The following is a 16611-nucleotide window of genomic DNA, read 5'->3' on the forward strand; positions in this document are numbered from 1 at the left end:
GAGCCAAACATTCTACATCCCTTTTCCGGTCCGTCAACACCTCGCGGCTGCGGATATCGACGCCCACCGACCGTTTCGGCAAGCGGGTCGAAGATCATAGCCGCTGCGCGGCGATGCCGGAAGGGGTCAGCCCGCCGCGGTGAGGCGGACGCGCGCGTAGCCGCGCTTGCCGAGCTGCAACAGGCATTCGGCGCCGGGACGGAACACGCGCTCGCGATCGGTCACCACCTCGCCGTCGACGCGCACGGCGCGCTCGGCCAGCTTGCGCATCGCCTCCGACGTGCTGGGCGCGAGCCCGGCGGCCTTGAGCAGCGCGCCGATGCGCATGCCTTCCGCCGGCACGGCGATGTCCTGCACGGCGAGGTCCTGCGGCACGCCGCCGCCCTGCACCACCTCGTGCCAGTAGCGCACCGCCGCTTCCGCGGCCGCCGCGCCGTGGAAGCGCGCGACGAGTTCGCGCGCCAGGCGCATCTTGCAGTCGCGCGGGTTGGCGCGGCCCGATTCGACGTCGCTGCGCATGCGCGCGACCTCGTCGAGCGTGGCCTCGAACGACAGCAGCTCGTAGTAGCGCCACATCAGCGCGTCGGAGATGCGCATCACCTTGCCGAAGATTTCGTTGGGCGGCTCGTTGATGCCGATGTAGTTGCCGAGCGACTTCGACATTTTGTGCACGCCGTCGGTGCCTTCGAGCAGCGGCATCGTCAGCACGATCTGCGGCGGCTGCCCGTAGTGCTCCTGCAACTGGCGGCCGACCAGCAGGTTGAACTTCTGGTCGGTGCCGCCGAGTTCGACGTCGGCCCTCAGCGCCACCGAGTCGTAGCCTTGCACCAGCGGATAGAGGAACTCGTGGATCGCGATCGGCTGTTCGGCCCGGTAGCGCTTGGCGAAGTCGTCGCGCTCGAGCATGCGCGCCACGGTGTGCTGCGCGGCCAGACGGATCAGGTCCGCCGCCGGCATCGGCCCGAACCACTCCGAGTTGAAGCGCACCTCGGTGCGCTCGCGGTCGAGCACCTTGTAGACCTGCTCGGCGTAGGTCGCGGCGTTGGCGAGCACGTCCTCGCGCGTGAGCGGCTTGCGCGTGGCGTTCTTGCCGGTGGGATCGCCGATCATGCCGGTGAAATCGCCGATCAGGAAGATCACCTGATGGCCGAGTTCCTGGAACTGGCGCATCTTGTTCAGCAGCACGGTGTGGCCGAGATGCAGGTCGGGCGCGGTCGGGTCGAAGCCCGCCTTGACGCGCAGCGGCCGGCCGAGCTTGAGGCGCGCGGCGAGGTCCTCGAGCTTGATGATCTCGTCGGCGCCACGCTGGATCAGCGCAAGCGCATCGCGGTGTTCCGTCATACGTTCCTCGGGGTGATGGCGTCCCGTTCGTCGCGGCGCCGGACGGCGTCGGCGGGAGACGCCGGCGTTAATTGTGCGTTAATCGCGTGAACCAGCGCAAAGCCTTGCGAATCATGGCGTTGACGCGCTTTCCGCGACATGAGTATGGTACGCGCCGTTTGCGGGCTTAGGCGACAAGAACGATGGGCGAGGGGCCGAGCCAGGCCGCACATAGCGCACGCCGCCGGGCGATCCGGCGCAAGGCGCAGCGGCGGCACATGCATTTCTACACGCACTGCGCGCACTGGTCGGTATGCCGTGCGGGCGCGGCACCGATCCGCTGGCATCGCGAGCGTTGGGTGCTGGGCGGCACCGCGCTGCTGCTGGTGCTGCTGACGCTGGTGGTGATTCCGGCCTGGGCAAGCGCGATGCGCAGCGATCCGCCTGCGCCCGCGCATACCCGGCTCGCGCTGCCGGTGCCGCCGCTGCCGCCGGCCGCGCAGAAGCCGCAGGCGCCGCCGGAAGACTGGCGCACCGTGCGCGTGCAGCCCGGCCAGACGCTCGCCGACATCTTCCACGGCCTCGGCCTCTCGCCTTCCGACCTGCAGCGCGTGCTCGACGCGGACCGGGACGGCCAGGCGCTGCGCCGCATCCACCCCGGCGACGAGTTCGCCTTCCTGCTGGACGGCAACGGCACGCTGCAGGGCCTGCGCTTCGACCGCGACGAAGCCACGCGCGTGACCCTGCGCTTCGACGCCGGCCAGGTGCGCGCGCTCGCGCAGGCGCGCGCGGTCGAGCGCCGCGAGCACATCGCCCACGGCGTCATCGAGAACTCGCTGTTCGACGCCGGCAGCCAGGCCGGCATGAGCGACGCGATGATCCTGCAGCTGGCCAAGGTGTTCGGCTACGACATCGACTTCGCCCAGGACCTGCGCCCCGGCGACAGCTTCACGGTGATCTACAACGACGTCTACCGCGACGGCGAATACCTGCACGAGGGCAACATCGTCGCCGCCGAGTTCTTCAACCAAGGCCGGCGCTACACCGCCTACCGCTTCGAGTCGCCCAACGGCGACGTCGGCTACTACAGCGAGGACGGGCGCCCGCTGCGCAAGTCGTTCCTGCGCACGCCGGTCGATTTCACCCGCATCTCCTCGCGCTTCACCGCCGCGCGCATGCATCCGATCCTCGGCCGCATGCGCGCGCACAAGGGCGTCGACTACGCCGCGCCCACCGGCACGCCGATCTACGCCGCCGGCGACGGCGTGATCAAGTACCGCGGCTGGGAGAACGGCTACGGCAACTTCGTGGTGATCCAGCACAACGGCACGATCAGCACCGCCTACGGCCACATGTCGCGCTTCGCGCCCGGCGAGCGCGTCGGCTCGCGCGTGCACCAGGGCCAGATCATCGGCTACGTCGGCATGACCGGCCTCGCCACCGGTCCGCACCTGCACTACGAGTTCCGCGTCAACGGCATGCAGCGCGATCCGCTGACGGTGACCCTGCCGAAGCCGGAGCCGCTGCCGGCCGCGCAACTGGCGCAGTTCAAGCGCCAGAACGCGCCGCTGCTGGCGCGCATCCAGGCCGTCGACGGCCGCGCGCAGCTGGCGAGCGCCGACAACCGCAGCGACCGCCGCTGATCGTGGCGTCGCCTGCTTCCTCCGCGCTCTACGTCGGCCTGATTTCCGGCACCAGCGCCGACGGCATCGATGCCGTGCTGGCCGCCTTCGGCGGCGCGCCGCGGCTGCTCGCCGCGATCACCCACCCGTGGCCGGAGCCGCTGCGCGCGCGCATGCTTGCGCTGGCGCAGGGCGACGGCGCCACCACGCTGGACGAACTGGGCGCGCTGGACGTCGAGATCGCGCGCTGTTTCGCCGACGCCACCGAGGCGCTGCTGGCGCGCGCGCGCGTGCCGGCGTCGTCGGTGCGCGCGATCGGCTCGCACGGGCAGACGCTGCGCCACCGTCCGTCCGGGCCGACGCCGTTCACCCTGCAACTCGGCGACCCCAACGTGATCGCCGAGCGCACCGGCATCGCCACCGTCGCCGACTTCCGCCGCGCCGACGTCGCCGCCGGCGGCCAGGGCGCGCCGCTGCTGCCGATCTTCCACGCCGCGCTGCTGGCGCGGCCGGGCATGGCGCGCGTGGTGCTGAACCTCGGCGGCATCGCCAACATCACCGTGCTCGGCGCCGACGGCAGCGTGATCGGCTTCGACACCGGCCCGGCGAACGGCCTGCTGGACGCCTGGTGCCAGCGCCACCTCGGCGCGCCGTTCGACCGCAACGGCGCGTTCGCCGCGCGCGGCCGCTGCGACGAGGCGCTGCTGGCGCGACTGCTGGACGACGCCTACTTCGCGCTGCCGCCGCCGAAGAGCACCGGCCGCGAGCATTTCCAGATGGACTGGCTGGAGCGGCGCCTGCAGGGCGCCGCGCCGCGCCCGGAAGACGTGCAGGCGACGCTGGTCGAGCTGACCGCGCGCAGCGTCGCGCAGGCCATCGACGCGCACGCCGCCGACGCCGACGAGGTGCTGGCCTGCGGCGGCGGCGTGCACAATCCGGTGCTGATGGCGGCGCTGCGGCGCGCGCTGGCGCCGCGCTCGATCGGCAGCGTGGCGTTGCTCGGCCTCGATCCCGACTACATCGAGGCGATGGCGTTCGCCTGGCTGGCGCACGCGCGCCTGGAAGGCCGCACCGGCAACCTGCCGGCGGTCACCGGCGCCAGCGGCCCGCGCGTGCTGGGCGGCTGGTACGCGCCGCGCTGAAGGCGCGTCAGGGCTTCGGCTTGCCGGGCGGTTTCGCGCCGGCCTGCGTCAGCAGCGCCAGCGTGCTCTCGGGAATCTGCTCGAGCGCCTGCATCGCCTCGCGGAAGGCGGCCGCCTCGTCGTGGTCCCAGGTGCCGGCGAGCCGCGCGATGTCGTTGACCTCGCGCAGGCTGAGATCCTCGCCGCCGAGCCCGAGGCCGTGCCGCAACGCGTGCAGGATCACGTCGTTGATCGACCACTTGCGCTCGCGCGCCAGCGCCATGATGCGCTCGGCCAACGCCTCGTCGATGTCGCGCACCAGAATGTCCGGCACCCGCGTGGTCCTCCCGCAGCTGCCCCTGTGCGCCGATTGTGGCCGAATCCGCCGGCGATTTCACCGCCGAGCTCAGGTCGCGCGCGACTGCTCCGCCGCCATGATCGGCCCGCGCAGCGCCCAGACCAGGGCGAGGCCGGGCAGCGCCGACAGCGCGGTGATCACGAAGAACAGCGACCAACCGACCTGCGGCACCAGCCAGGCGGCGATCGGGCCGAGGAACACCCGGCCCACCGCCGACAGCGAGGACAGCAGGGCGTACTGCGTGGCCGAGAAGCGCACGTTGCACAGCGCGGTCAGCAGGACCACGAAGGCGGTGCTGCCGAGGCCGCTGAAGAAATACTCGGCGGAGACCACCGCGGCCATGGCGGCGAGGTTCGGCCCGCTGTGCACCAGCCAGATGTAGCCGAGGTTGACCAGCGCCTGGGCGATGCCCAGCACGATCAGCGCGCGGTACAGGCGCATGCGCGTGACCGCCCAGCCGCCGGCCAGCGCGCCGAGCAGGCCGGCGACCAGGCCGAAGGTCTTGCTGACGGTGCCGATCTCGGTCAGCGAGAATTGCGGCACGCGCAGCAGGAAGGTGGTCGACAGCGACAGCGCGAAGGCGTCGCACAGCTTGTACAGCACCATCAGCGCCAGCCAGCCCAACGCCAGCGCGCCGTAACGCCGAAAGAAGTCGACGAAGGGCAGCGCCACCGCCTCGGCGAAGCTGCGCGTCGGGCGCTCGTCCGGCGCATCCGGCGACAGCATCGTGACCAACGCCGCCCCCAGCATCAGCGCCGCCATCAGCCGGTACACCAGCGCCCAGCCGAGATGATCGGCCAGGATCAGGGCCAGCGCGCCGGACACCAGCATGGCCAGGCGGTAGCCGCCCTGCGCCAGCGCCGTGCCCCAGCCGCGCTCGGCCGGCGGCAGCAGGTCGGTGCGGTGCGCGTCGTAGGCGATGTCCTGGGTGGCCGAGGCGAACGCCAACAGCACGGCGATGAAGGCGAGCGTGGCGGCCGCGTCCTGTGGCGTGTGCAGGCTCATGCCGACCAGCGCCGCGGCGCACAGGAGCTGCATCGACAGGATCCAGCCGCGGCGGCGGCCGAGGAACGGCAGCGGCAGGCGGTCCAGCAGCGGCGCCCACAGGAACTTGAACACGTAGGCTTGGCCGACCAAGGTGATCCAGCCGATCGCCTTCAGGCTCAGGCCGGCGGTGGTGAACCACGCCTGCAGCGTGCTGCCGGACAGCGCCAGCGGCAGGCCGGAGGAGAAGCCCAGCAGGCCGACGCTGAGCAGGCGCCAGTTGAGACGCGGCGCGGCGGCCGGCGACACGGCCTCAGTCGGCATAGTCGACCGTGTACGGCGCGTGGTCGGAGAAGCGCTGCTCGCGGTAGATCGCACACGCCTTCAGGCGCTTGCGCAGGCCCGGCGTGGCGATCTGGTAATCGATGCGCCAGCCGACGTCGTTGGCGCGCGCGTTGCCGCGGTTGGACCACCACGTGTACTCGACCGCCTGGGGTTTGAGCGTGCGGAAGGTATCGATCCAGCCGCGCCGCTCGATCAGCGCGTTCAGCCAGGCGCGCTCCTCCGGCAGGCAGCCGGAGTTCTTCTGGTTGGACTTCCAGTTCTTGATGTCCAGCTCGCTGCGCACGATGTTCCAGTCGCCGCACAGCACGTAGTCGCGGCCGCTGGCCAGCCAGCGGTCGAAGATCGGCAGCAGCCAGTCCATCACCTTGAACTTGAATTGCTGGCGCTCCTCGCCGGAGGAGCCGGACGGCACGTACAGCGAGACCACGCTCAGGTTGCCGAACTGCGCCTCGAGATAGCGGCCCTCGGCATCGAACGGTTCCCAGCCCAGCGTGTTCAGCACCGCGTCCGGCTCGCGCTTCGCGTACACCGCCACGCCGCTGTAGCCCTTCTTGCTGCGCGCGTCGTGGAAGAAGCAGTGATAGCCCTTCGGGCGGAACACGCCGTCGCCGAGCTGGTGCTCCTGCGCCTTGGTTTCCTGCAGGCAGACCACGTCGGCGCGCTGCTTGCCGAGCCAGTCGTAGAAGCCTTTCGCGGCGGCCGAGCGGATGCCGTTGGCGTTGAAGGTGACGATTCTCATGGGAGACGGGGGACGGGAGACGGAGGAAGAGTAGCCGAATCGGCGTGCGCTTCGCCGCAGCCGGATGGGACGGGACATGCCGTGGCCGCCCGGTTGCTATGATCGCCGCCGTCTCCCGTCCCCCATCTCCCTCCCGTCCCATGTTCGACCACCAACGCGACTTCCTCGACCTCGCGCTCGAACGCGGCGTGTTGCGCTTCGGCGAGTTCACCCTGAAGTCGGGCCGGCTGAGCCCGTACTTCTTCAATCTCGGCCGCATCGCCTCGGGCGCGGCGCTGGCCCGGCTCGGCCGCGCCTACGCGGCGACGCTGGTACAGTCGGGGCTCGCCTTCGACATGCTGTTCGGGCCGGCCTACAAGGGCATTCCGCTGGCCGCCGCCACCGCGATCGCGCTGGCCGAGCATCACGGCCGCGACGTGCCGTGGGCGTACAACCGCAAGGAGGCCAAGGACCACGGCGAGGGCGGCACGCTGGTCGGCGCGCCGCTGAAGGGCCGCGTGCTGATCGTCGACGACGTGATCACCGCCGGCACCGCGGTGCGCGAATCGCTGGCGCTGATCCGCGCGGCAGGCGCCGAACCGGCCGGCGTGCTGATCGCGCTGGACCGCCAGGAGCGCGGCCAGGGCGAGCGTTCGGCGGCGCAGGAGCTGGCCGCGGACCACGGCATCCCGGTGCTGGCGATCGCCCGCCTGGCCGACATCCTGGCGTATGCCGCGCTGCGTCCGGAACTGGCCGCGGAACGTCCACGCCTGCTGAGCTACCGCGAACGCTACGGCGTGGCCGACGGCGCGTGACGCGGCGCGCATCTTGCTTGGAGTCGCCGGTCCTATACTCGCCCCGACCCGAGGTGCCTCCATGCCGAAGTCCCTGCCCGTCGCCGCGCTCTCGCTCATCCTCGCCCTGCCCGCGTTCGCCGCGCAGAACGGACCGCACCCCACCCAGCATTTCCGCTGGCGCGACGCCAAGGGCGAACTGCACTACGCCGACCTGCTGCCGGCCGACGCCCTGAAGAGCGGCTACGACGTGGTCGACGACCGCGGCCTGCTGATCCGTCACGTCGAGGGCACGCGCACGCCCGAGCAACTGAAGGCGGCGAAAGCCGCTGCCGAGCAGGCCGCCGCCGCGAAGCGCGCCGCCGACGAACAGACGCGCCGCGACCGCCAGCTGCTGGCGGCCTATCCGACCGAGGAGTCGTTGCAGATCGCGCACCGCGAGCAGCTCGCCTCGCTCGACCAGAACATCCGCACCGACGAGCTGAACCTGAAGAACCAGGAACGCGCGCTGGCCGACCTGCTGGCGCACGCCGCCGACATCGAGCACAGCGGCAAGCCGGTGCCGAAGTTCGTCGCCGACCAGATCGCCGCGCAGCGCCAGGCGGTCACCGACGAACGCAGCACCCTCGAGCAGCACCGCGCCGAACGCGAGGCGACGGCGGCGCGCCTCGCGCAGGAACTGGCGCACTACCGCGAACTGCGCGCCCGGCAGCAGGACGCCTACGGCGGCGGCTGAGGCGCGCCCCGCCGGGGCGCGCGGCCCGTTTCAGAACGGCAGCTTCAGCGAAGCATCCACCGCCAGCAACTGCGTGCGGAACGCCTGCTGGATGCGCGCCAGCGCGTCGGCGTCGTCGGCGTCGAAGCGCAGCACCAGCACCGGCGTGGTGTTGGACGGGCGCACCAGGCCCCAGCCGTCCGGCCAGTCGGCGCGCACGCCGTCGATGGTGGTGATGCGCGCGCCGTCGAACTTCGCCTGCGCGCGGAAGCGCTCCATGAAGCGGTAATGCTCGCCCTCCTGCATGGCGATCTTCAGTTCCGGCGTGGACACGCCCTTCGGCAGGGTGGCGAAGATCTCCGTCGGGCTGCGCCCCTCGAGGTCGCCGGCGACGATCTCCAGCAGCCGCGCCGCGGCGTAGATGCCGTCGTCGAAGCCGTACCAGCGCTCGCGGAAGAAGAAGTGGCCGCTCATCTCGCCGGCCAGCGCCGCCTCGGTCTCCTTCATCTTCGCCTTGATCAGCGAATGGCCGGTGCGCCACATCACCGGGCTGCCGCCGTGCTTGAGGATCACCGGCTGCAGATGGCCGGTGCACTTGACGTCGTAGATGATCGTCGCGCCCGGGTTGCGCGTCAGCACGTCGATCGCGAACAGCATCAGCAGGCGGTCCGGATAGATGATCTCGCCTTCGCGGGTGACCACGCCGAGGCGGTCGCCGTCGCCGTCGAAGGCGAGGCCGAGATCGGCGCCCATGCGCTGCACCGCCAGGATCAGGTCGGCCAGGTTGTGCGGGTCGGACGGATCCGGGTGGTGGTTGGGGAAGGTGCCGTCGACCTCGCAGTACAGCGGGATCACCTCGCAGCCGATGCTCTGCAGCACCTGCGGCGCGATCGCGCCCGGGATGCCGTTGCCGCAGTCGACCACCACCTTCAGGCGGCGCTCGGTCTGGATGTCGGAGGCGATGCGGTCGATGTAGTCGTGGCTGACGTTGAGCGTGCGCACGCTGCCCTGGCCGTCGCGCAGGCGGTGCTCGGCGATGCGCGCGTACAGGCCCTGGATGGCGTCCTCGGCCAGCGTCTCGCCGCCGAGCACGATCTTGAAGCCGTTGTAGTCGGGCGGGTTGTGGCTGCCGGTGACGGCGACGCCGGAACCGACGTTCAGCGCGTAGGCGGCGAAGTACACCACCGGCGTCGGCACCGCGCCGACGTCGATCACGTGCATGCCGGCGGCGCGCAGGCCCTCGATCAGCGCGCCGGCCATCTCCGGACCAGACAGGCGGCCGTCGCGACCCACCACGATTTCCTCGAGACCGCGGTCGCGCGCCTCGCTGCCGATCGCCTGGCCGATCAGGCGCGCCACCTCGGCGCTGAGCGACTGCCCGACCACGCCGCGGATGTCGTAGGCGCGGAAGATGCTGCGGTCGACCGTGACGGGCGCGGCCGCTGCCGCGGGGGGCGTCGCCGCCGCCGCAGGGCGCGCGGCGGGCTTGGGGGTTTCACGGATCACTTCGGCCAACGTCGGTTCCTCCTTCGAGACAAGTCCTTTGCCGCGGGCGCGCAGGATCGCCGCGCCGCGCATCCACAGCAGCGCCATGCCGGCCAACAGGCACAACGCCGCCAATCCCAGCGCCAGCGGCAACGAGCGCGGCAGCACGAGGAAATACGCCGGCATGGCGGCGGCCACGCGCAACGCGCTGCCGGGCACCGGCACGCCCACGTCCTCCGACAGGTTGCCGTCGTCGCCGCCGCTCGCCAGCAGCAGCATGTCGCCGCGGCCGTCGCCCTGGCGCAGCTCGAGGCGACCATGGCCGGTCGGCAGCGCTTCGAAACGCTGGCGCACCGGCGCGAAAGGCAGTTCCACCCAGGCGTGGGCGACGCGCTGCGCGCCGGCCACCACCGGCAGCGCCCAGGTCAAGCGGCGTTTGTCGCCGAGCCCGCGCGTCTGCATCGGCGCCGGCGCGCCGCTGCTCAGCGCCTCGGTCAGCTGCGCCGCCTTGGCGTAGCCGAAGCGCGCGAAGTCGGCGTGCAGCACTTCGCCGAGATCGGCGCCGTAGAACTCGACGCTGGCGTCCGGCAGCAGCAGGCGCGCGCGTTGGATCGCCGCGGCGCGGCCTTCGGCGTCGCCCTGGCGCAGCGCGGCGAGCAGTTCGGGATCCTGCAGCGCGCGGACGACGCGGGTCCGCTCGCCGGCGATCGTCTTGGTCAGCGCCTGCACGGCGGCCTGTCGCACGCCCTCGATGCCGGCGCGCGTCTCCGCATCCCGCCGGATCAGCCAGCCCTGCCAGGCGGCGAACGCGGCCAGCGCCAGCAGCAGCGTGGCGCCCGCCAGCGGCAGCAGCCGCCGCAGCGCCTCGGCCGACAGCGCGGGACGCGGCCTTGCCGGAGAGGTGCGCTGCGCCTTCGCCGATGCGTTCATGCGTTGCCTCCGCGTGGTTCAGCCGACGCCGGTGGAGCCGAATCCGCCCTCGCCGCGCGCGCTCGGCGCGAAGGCTTCCACCCTGCGCAACTGCGCGCGGCCGACCGGCACGAACATCAGCTGCGCGATGCGATCGCCCGGAGCGATGGTAAAAGCCGCATCGCCGCGGTTCCAGCAGGAAATCATCAGCGGCCCCTGGTAGTCCGCGTCGATCAGGCCGACCAGGTTGCCGAGCACGATGCCGTGCTTATGTCCCAACCCGGAACGCGGCAGGATCAGCGCACACCAGCGCGGATCGCCGAGGTGGATGGCGATGCCGGTGGGGATCAGCGCGCTGGCGCCGGGTTGCAGCGCCAGCGGCGCCGGCGGCGCGGCGCGCAGGTCCATCGCGGCGGCGCCGTCGGTGGCATACGCGGGCAGGGGAATTTCCGTACCGAGGCGCGGGTCCAGCACCTTCAGCTCGACGTCGATCATGCGTGCTCCGTGCGCGTGCGGCGGTAGCGTTCGGCGACGCGCGCCAGCAGCGCGTCGGCCAGTTCGCGTTTCGGCGCCTCGGCCAGCGCGACGTCGCCGCCCGGCCAGTACAGGTGCAGCGCGTTGCGCTCGCTCTCGAAACCGGCGCCGTCGCCGACGCGATTGGCGGCGATCATGTCGACGCCCTTCGCGGCCAGTTTGCCGCGCGCGTAGGCGTCGACGTCGCGCGTCTCGGCGGCGAAACCGACCAGGAACGGCCGTCGCGGCAGCGCCGCGATCTCGGCGAGGATGTCCGGGTTCTGCACCAGCGCGAGGGCGAGGCCGGCGTCGCCGCTCTTCTTCAGCTTGTGCGTGCTGACCTCGGCGGGCCGGTAGTCGCCGACCGCGGCGGCGGAGACGAAGATGTCGCAGTGCGCGGCGGCGGCGTGTACCGCCTCGCGCATCTCGCGCGCGCTGCGCACGTCGATGCGCTCGGCGACGCCCGGCGGGGTGGGCAGATGCACGGGCCCGGCGACCAGCGTGACCGCGGCGCCCTGCGCCGCCGCCGCCTCGGCGATGGCGAAGCCCATGCGGCCGGAGCTGCGGTTGCCGATGAAGCGCACCGGATCGATGTCCTCGTAGGTCGGGCCGGCGCTGACCAGCACCGACAGGCCGGCCAGCGCGCCGCCGCCGTCCAGGCGCGCCAACTCGGCGACGATCGCCTCCGGCTCGAGCAGCCGGCCCGGGCCGGATTCGCCCTCGGCCAGCGGACCGTCGGCCGGGCCGAGCACGGCGGCGCCGCGCGCGCGCAGCGTCGCCACGTTGGCCTGCGTCGCGGCGTGCAGCCACATGCGATGGTTCATCGCCGGCGCCACCGCCAGCGGCGCGGTGCTGGCGAGGCACAGCGTGGTCAGCAGGTCGTCGGCGAGGCCGTGGGCGAGACGCGCGATCACGTCGGCCGAGGCCGGCGCGATGACGATGCGCTCGGCCCAGCGCGCCAGCTCGAGGTGGCCCATCGCCGCCTCCGCCTGCGCGTCCCACAGCCCGCTGCGCACCGGCTGGCCGGACAGCGCCTGGAAGGTCTGCGCGGTGACGAAGCGCTCGGCATTCGCCGTCAGCACCACCCGCACCTCGGCGCCGGCGTCGCGCAGACGGCGCACCAGTTCGCAGGCCTTGTAGGCGGCGATGCCGCCGGACACCCCGAGCAGGATGCGGCGCTTGGCGAGGGCGGGCACGCTCATGTAGGACGGGTCCGACGCAGGGGAACCGCGCTAGCTTACCGGAATCGTTCCCAACGCCCGCTGTCGCGCGCGCCGCCGCGCGCCGAAACTGCGCGCCTCTCGGCCCAGCCGGCGAGTACCTTCCCCCGATGAGCATCCGCGATTGGCCCGCCGACGAACGTCCGCGCGAAAAGCTGCTGGCGCACGGCCCCGCCACGCTGGCCGATGCCGAGCTGCTGGCGGTGCTGCTCGGCAGCGGCATCCGCGGCAAGAGCGCGGTGGCGCTGGGCCGCGAGCTGCTCGCCGGGGCGGGCGGCCTGGGCGCGCTGCTGGCGGCCGATGCGGGCGCCGGCACGCGCGGCCTCGGCCCGGCCAAGCGCGCGCGCCTGGCCGCGGCGCTGGAGCTGGCACGGCGCTGTCTCGCCGAGGAGCTGCAGCGCGGTCCGCCGCTCGCCAGCCCGCAGGACAGCGCCGCCTACCTGAAGGCGCGTCTGGCCCACCTGCCCTACGAGGCATTCCTCTGCCTGTTCCTCGACAACCGCCACCGCGTGCTGGCCTGCGCGGAGCTGTTCCGCGGCACGCTCGACGGCGCCGCCGTGCATCCGCGCGAGGTGGTGCGCGCCTGCCTGAAGCACAACGCGGCGGCGGTGATCTTCGCCCACAATCACCCCTCCGGCGTCGCCGAGCCCAGCGCGGCCGACCGCGCCATCACCCGCGAGCTGCGCGAGGCGCTCGGCCTGGTCGGCGTGCGCGTGCTCGATCATCTGGTGATCGGCGCGGGCCCGCCGGTGTCGATGGCGGCGCTGGGGCTGCTGTAGGGTCGCGGGCATCCGCCCGCGGGCGAAAAAAAAACGGCGCGGGTGTCACCGCCGCGCCGTCGCTGCCTTGCCACTGCATTGGAGAGGGGTGGGGAGCCCCGCCCGACGGAGGGGTGCCGTCGAGTCGTTACAGCCTAGGCATCCGCTGTGACAGCCGAGTGACCGTTGCGGTTCGCTTCGAGTTATGCACAACGCCGTCGCTCATGCGCTTGGGCCGCACGATTCCAGTCATTTGTCTCGATAGTTTTGCAACTTTTTGTTGTACAAATATTTTATTTCCCACCGCCGCGCCGCGAGGGACTCCCGCCGGGGCCTGCGGCCGTCTCCGCCGGACTCATCCACACAGTTATCCACAGGCGGTGCGGCGTGCCGGGCGCGGTGGCCGCGGCTTCTGCGCGCCGCGCGGCTGCGCTAGCATGCGCGGTTCAACCCCGGCGTTCCCGACCCGTGAAAGACCAGTTGCGTGAACTCGTGCTGCAGGCGCTCGCCGCGCTGCGGCAGAACGGCACCCTGCCCGCCATCGACCCGCCCGCCTTCGTGATCGAGCGCGCGCGCAGCAAGGAGCACGGGGATTTCGCCTGCAACGCCGCGCTGCTGCTGGCCAAGCCCGCCGGCCGCAAGCCGCGCGAGCTGGCCGAGGCGATCCGCGCCGCGCTGCCGGCCTCGCCGGCGGTGGCCAAGGTGGAGATCGCCGGCCCCGGCTTCATCAACTTCTTCCTCGGCGCCGCCGCCTACCACGGCGAGCTACGCGCCATCCTCGCGCGCGGCGCCGGCTACGGGCGCAGCGCCAGCGGCGGCGGCCGCCGCGCCGGCGTCGAGTTCGTCTCCGCCAACCCCACCGGCCCGCTGCACGTCGGTCACGGCCGCGCCGCCGCCATCGGCGACAGCCTGGCGCGCCTGCTCGAGGCGACCGGCTGGGCGGTGACGCGCGAGTTCTACTACAACGACGCCGGCGCGCAGATCCACAACCTGGCGCTGTCGGTGCAGGCGCGCTGCAAGGGCATCGCGCCGGACGACGCGGCCTGGCCGCCGGACGGCTACCGCGGCGAGTACATCAAGGACGTCGCCCGCGCCTACCTCGACCGCGAATCGGTGCACGCCGACGGGCAGGACGTGGTCGGCAAGGGCGATCCCGACGACCTCGACGCGATCCGCCGCTTCGCCGTGGCCTACCTGCGCCGCGAGCAGGACCTCGACCTGAAGGCGTTCGGCGTGCATTTCGACGTCTACTACCTCGAGTCCTCGCTGTACACCGAGGGCAAGGTCGAGGAGACGGTGCGCCGGCTGGTGGCGATGGGCCACACCTACGAGGAAGGCGGCGCGCTGTGGCTGAAGACCACCGACTTCGGCGACGACAAGGACCGCGTCATGCGCAAGTCGGACGGCAGCTACACCTACTTCCTGCCGGACGTCGCCTATCACCTGACCAAGTGGCAGCGCGGCTACGAACGCGCGATCACCGAGCTCGGCGCCGACCACCACGGCTCGCTGGCACGCGTGCGCGCCGGCCTGCAGGCGCTGGACATGGGCATCCCGAAGGGCTGGCCCGAGTACGTGCTGCACCAGATGGTGACGGTGATGCGCGGCGGCGAGGAAGTGAAGCTCAGCAAGCGCGCCGGCAGCTACGTCACCCTGCGCGACCTGATCGACGAGGCCGGCCGCGACGCCACGCGCTACTTCCTGATCGCGCGCAAGCCGGATTCGCAGCTCACCTTCGACATCGACCTGGCGCGCGCGCAGACCAACGAAAACCCGGTCTACTACATCCAGTACGCGCACGCCCGCGTGTGCAGCGTGCAGCGCCAGCTCGGCGAGAAGGGCCTGGCCTGGAATCGCGACAACGGCCTGACCAACCTCGGCCGGCTGGACACGGAACACGAGAACGCGCTGATGGTCGAACTGTCGCGCTACCCCGAGATCGTGGAGGCGGCGGCGGCCAACCTGGAGCCGCACCTGGTGGCGCAGTACCTGCGCGACCTCGCCTACGCCTTCCACACCTACTACAACGCGCACCAGTTCATCGTCGACGATGCGGACCTGCGCGACGCGCGCCTGACCCTGGCCATGGCGACCAAGCAGGTGCTGGCGAACGGACTGGCCCTGCTGGGCGTCGGCGCCCCGGAGAGCATGTGATGGCGGCAAAACGCGGCAAGCAGGCGGTACGCAGCGGCAACGGCGGCTGGCCGGCCTGGGTCTGGCTGTGCCTCGGCGTGTTGCTCGGCCTGGTGCTGTCGGCGGTGGTGCTGGTGAAGGACTGGGCGCCGGCGCTGCGCCGCCACGACGTGCCCGCCCCCAATCCGGAGGCCAGCGCGCCGCGCGCCAGCGAGCCGGGCGTCGCCGACCAGGCGCAGCAGGCGGAAGCGGCGAAGAAGAAGCCGACCTACGACTTCTACTCGGTGCTGCCGGAGAAGGAGGTCGTGATCCCCGACGCCGAGATCTCCGCCAAGGCGCGCGCCGAGGCGCAGGCGCGCCAGCAGCAGCCGGCGGGCGCGACCTCGCCGCCGGCGACCAGCGGCTACCTGCTGCAGGTCGGCTCGTTCCCCAACGCCGCCGACGCCGACGGCATGAAGGCCAAGCTGGCGCTGCAGGGCTTCGTCGCCAGCGTGCAACCGGTGACGATCAACGGCCAGACCTGGCACCGCGTGCGGCTCGGCCCGTTCCGCTCTGCCAGCGAGCTGGAGGCGACCAAGCAGAAGCTGGCCGGCGCCGGCATCCGCGCGATCGCGTTGAAGGAAAGCGACTGAGAATCGGGGCTCGGACGACTCGATGGATTCCCGCTCGCGCGGGAAGGACGGGTGCCCGAGCGGCTTCGGGGCGCCCACCGCGCCCGCGCGCAGACGTGGTGGGCGCGGCGCGCGTCAGGCGGGCCTGCGCTTGAGGCGGATCAGCGCCGAGATGTCCTCGTCGGCGTGGCCGCGCGCCATCAGCTCCGCATAGTCGGCCAGCGACTTCTCGACGATGCTGCGATCGGTGCCGGCCGCCTCGGCGATGCGGCGCACGATGCCGAGATCCTTGTGCAGCAGGCCGAGCTTGAAGCCGACCGCGAACTCGTTGCGCAGCATGGTCGCGCCGCGCTTCTCCAGAAACCAGTTGCCGGCCGCGCCCGCGCCCAGCGTCGGCAGCAGGCGCTCGGGCTCGAGGCCCAGCGCCTCGCCCAGCGCCAGGCCTTCGCACACCGCCTGCGCGATGCCGGCGACCAGCACCTGGTTGATCGCCTTGGTCGCCTGGCCGGCGCCGACCGGCCCCATGTGCGTGATGCGCAGCGCGTAGGCTTCCAGCGCCGGCCGCGCGCGCTCCAATGCCGCGGCGTCGCCGCCCACCATCACCGACAGCTTGCCGTTCTTCGCTCCCTCGACGCCGCCCGATACCGGCGCGTCGAGGAACTGCGCGCCGGCCGCCGCCAGCACCGCCGCCGCCCGCTTCGCCGTGTCCGGCGCGACCGTCGAGTGGTCGATCACGATCGCGCCCGCCCGCAGGTGCGGTGCCAGCGCATCCACCGTCGCCAACACGTCGGCGTCGGCGGTGACGCACAACGCGATCACCTCGCAGCGCGCCGCGAGTTCCGCCGGCGTCGCCGGCGCGGCGACGCCGAGCTCGCGGGCCAACGCCTCGGCCTTCGCCCGCGTGCGATTGCCCACCGCGGCCAGCAGGCCGCGCGCGTGCAGGTGGCGCGCCATGGGGGCGCCCATCGCGCCCAGCCCGATGAATCCCGCTTTCAGTTGCGTCAT

15 protein-coding genes are annotated in these 16611 nt (G+C 72.1%); 7 read left to right on the forward strand and 8 right to left on the reverse strand.

Annotated elements, in window-relative coordinates; translation table 11 throughout:
* Positions 1-126: 126 nt before the first annotated feature.
* Positions 127-1341: a tyrosine--tRNA ligase gene (gene tyrS, locus MBSD_RS00190; RefSeq protein ID WP_062533936.1), complete on the reverse strand. Its 1215-nt coding sequence runs from the start codon at positions 1339-1341 to the stop codon at positions 127-129.
* 257 nt (positions 1342-1598) lie between these two features.
* Here tyrS and MBSD_RS00195 point away from each other — a divergent pair, with 257 nt between their 5' ends.
* Together MBSD_RS00195 and MBSD_RS00200 are read left to right on the forward strand one after the other, a co-directional pair.
* On the forward strand, positions 1599-2963 hold the full coding sequence (locus MBSD_RS00195; protein WP_237071703.1) for an OapA family protein: 1365 nt from the start codon (positions 1599-1601) through the stop codon (positions 2961-2963).
* A 2-nt stretch (positions 2964-2965) separates the two neighbouring features.
* Positions 2966-4084, forward strand: a complete 1119-nt coding sequence (locus MBSD_RS00200; protein WP_062533940.1) for an anhydro-N-acetylmuramic acid kinase — start codon at positions 2966-2968, stop codon at positions 4082-4084.
* A gap of 7 nt (positions 4085-4091) precedes the next feature.
* Here MBSD_RS00200 and MBSD_RS00205 read toward each other — a convergent pair whose 3' ends face one another.
* From MBSD_RS00205 to MBSD_RS00215, 3 genes are all read right to left on the reverse strand, one after another.
* Entirely contained in the window at positions 4092-4397 is a 306-nt protein-coding gene (locus tag MBSD_RS00205; RefSeq protein ID WP_237071704.1) for a hypothetical protein, read from the reverse strand.
* A gap of 72 nt (positions 4398-4469) precedes the next feature.
* Positions 4470-5714: an AmpG family muropeptide MFS transporter gene (locus MBSD_RS00210; protein ID WP_237071705.1), complete on the reverse strand. Its 1245-nt coding sequence runs from the start codon at positions 5712-5714 to the stop codon at positions 4470-4472.
* A gap of 4 nt (positions 5715-5718) precedes the next feature.
* Positions 5719-6489 (reverse strand): exodeoxyribonuclease III, encoded by a 771-nt coding sequence (locus tag MBSD_RS00215; protein WP_062533944.1) that lies wholly within the window; start codon positions 6487-6489, stop codon positions 5719-5721.
* Positions 6490-6629: 140 nt separating this feature from the next.
* Here MBSD_RS00215 and pyrE point away from each other — a divergent pair, with 140 nt between their 5' ends.
* Positions 6630-7283, forward strand: a complete 654-nt coding sequence (gene pyrE, locus MBSD_RS00220; protein ID WP_062533946.1) for an orotate phosphoribosyltransferase — start codon at positions 6630-6632, stop codon at positions 7281-7283.
* Positions 7284-7344: 61 nt separating this feature from the next.
* The gene (locus MBSD_RS00225) at positions 7345-7998 is read left to right on the forward strand and encodes a hypothetical protein (protein ID WP_062533948.1); all 654 of its coding nucleotides are present in this window, start codon (positions 7345-7347) and stop codon (positions 7996-7998) included.
* A gap of 30 nt (positions 7999-8028) precedes the next feature.
* On the opposite strand, the gene MBSD_RS00230 is transcribed toward MBSD_RS00225, so the two are convergent.
* The 3 genes from MBSD_RS00230 to coaBC are packed head-to-tail and all read right to left on the reverse strand — an operon-like array spanning position 8029 to position 12086.
* On the reverse strand, positions 8029-10392 hold the full coding sequence (locus MBSD_RS00230) for a phosphomannomutase/phosphoglucomutase (RefSeq protein WP_082306389.1): 2364 nt from the start codon (positions 10390-10392) through the stop codon (positions 8029-8031).
* 18 nt (positions 10393-10410) lie between these two features.
* The gene (gene dut, locus MBSD_RS00235; RefSeq protein ID WP_062533949.1) at positions 10411-10866 is read right to left on the reverse strand and encodes a dUTP diphosphatase; all 456 of its coding nucleotides are present in this window, start codon (positions 10864-10866) and stop codon (positions 10411-10413) included.
* Positions 10863-12086 (reverse strand): bifunctional phosphopantothenoylcysteine decarboxylase/phosphopantothenate--cysteine ligase CoaBC, encoded by a 1224-nt coding sequence (gene coaBC, locus MBSD_RS00240; protein WP_062533951.1) that lies wholly within the window; start codon positions 12084-12086, stop codon positions 10863-10865. The genes dut and coaBC overlap by 4 nt, the downstream gene beginning before the upstream one ends.
* Positions 12087-12214: 128 nt before the next feature.
* On the opposite strand from coaBC, the gene radC reads away from it, so the two are divergent.
* The 3 genes from radC to MBSD_RS00255 all read left to right on the forward strand — a co-directional run bounded on the left by radC (position 12215) and on the right by MBSD_RS00255 (position 15627).
* Positions 12215-12883, forward strand: a complete 669-nt coding sequence (gene radC / locus MBSD_RS00245; RefSeq protein ID WP_062533953.1) for a RadC family protein — start codon at positions 12215-12217, stop codon at positions 12881-12883.
* A gap of 447 nt (positions 12884-13330) precedes the next feature.
* Positions 13331-15016 (forward strand): arginine--tRNA ligase, encoded by a 1686-nt coding sequence (gene argS, locus MBSD_RS00250; protein WP_062533955.1) that lies wholly within the window; start codon positions 13331-13333, stop codon positions 15014-15016.
* Positions 15016-15627 carry an SPOR domain-containing protein gene (locus MBSD_RS00255; protein WP_062533957.1) on the forward strand — a complete coding sequence of 204 codons (612 nt, stop codon included), beginning with the start codon at positions 15016-15018 and terminating at the stop codon, positions 15625-15627. Before argS ends, MBSD_RS00255 begins: the two co-directional genes overlap by 1 nt.
* A 114-nt stretch (positions 15628-15741) precedes the next feature.
* On the opposite strand, the gene MBSD_RS00260 is transcribed toward MBSD_RS00255, so the two are convergent.
* A partial coding sequence (locus tag MBSD_RS00260) for an NAD(P)-dependent oxidoreductase (RefSeq protein ID WP_082306390.1) occupies positions 15742-16611 on the reverse strand: 870 nt, incomplete at its 5' end.

The sequence above is a fragment of the Mizugakiibacter sediminis genome (assembly GCF_000953855.2).
In the GTDB taxonomy this organism is placed as follows: domain Bacteria; phylum Pseudomonadota; class Gammaproteobacteria; order Xanthomonadales; family Rhodanobacteraceae; genus Mizugakiibacter; species Mizugakiibacter sediminis.

Excerpts from the sequence above, each read along its gene's own strand:
- MBSD_RS00195 (WP_237071703.1), top strand. The coding sequence starts at position 1,599 with ATGCATTTCTACACGCACTGCGCGCACTGGTCGGTATGCCGTGCGGGC.
- MBSD_RS00225 (WP_062533948.1), top strand. The coding sequence starts at position 7,345 with ATGCCGAAGTCCCTGCCCGTCGCCGCGCTCTCGCTCATCCTCGCCCTG.
- tyrS (WP_062533936.1), bottom strand. The coding sequence starts at position 1,341 with ATGACGGAACACCGCGATGCGCTTGCGCTGATCCAGCGTGGCGCCGAC.
- dut (WP_062533949.1), bottom strand. The coding sequence starts at position 10,866 with ATGATCGACGTCGAGCTGAAGGTGCTGGACCCGCGCCTCGGTACGGAA.
- MBSD_RS00215 (WP_062533944.1), bottom strand. The coding sequence starts at position 6,489 with ATGAGAATCGTCACCTTCAACGCCAACGGCATCCGCTCGGCCGCCGCG.
- radC (WP_062533953.1), top strand. The coding sequence starts at position 12,215 with ATGAGCATCCGCGATTGGCCCGCCGACGAACGTCCGCGCGAAAAGCTG.
- MBSD_RS00230 (WP_082306389.1), bottom strand. The coding sequence starts at position 10,392 with ATGAACGCATCGGCGAAGGCGCAGCGCACCTCTCCGGCAAGGCCGCGT.
- pyrE (WP_062533946.1), top strand. The coding sequence starts at position 6,630 with ATGTTCGACCACCAACGCGACTTCCTCGACCTCGCGCTCGAACGCGGC.
- coaBC (WP_062533951.1), bottom strand. The coding sequence starts at position 12,086 with ATGAGCGTGCCCGCCCTCGCCAAGCGCCGCATCCTGCTCGGGGTGTCC.
- MBSD_RS00255 (WP_062533957.1), top strand. The coding sequence starts at position 15,016 with ATGGCGGCAAAACGCGGCAAGCAGGCGGTACGCAGCGGCAACGGCGGC.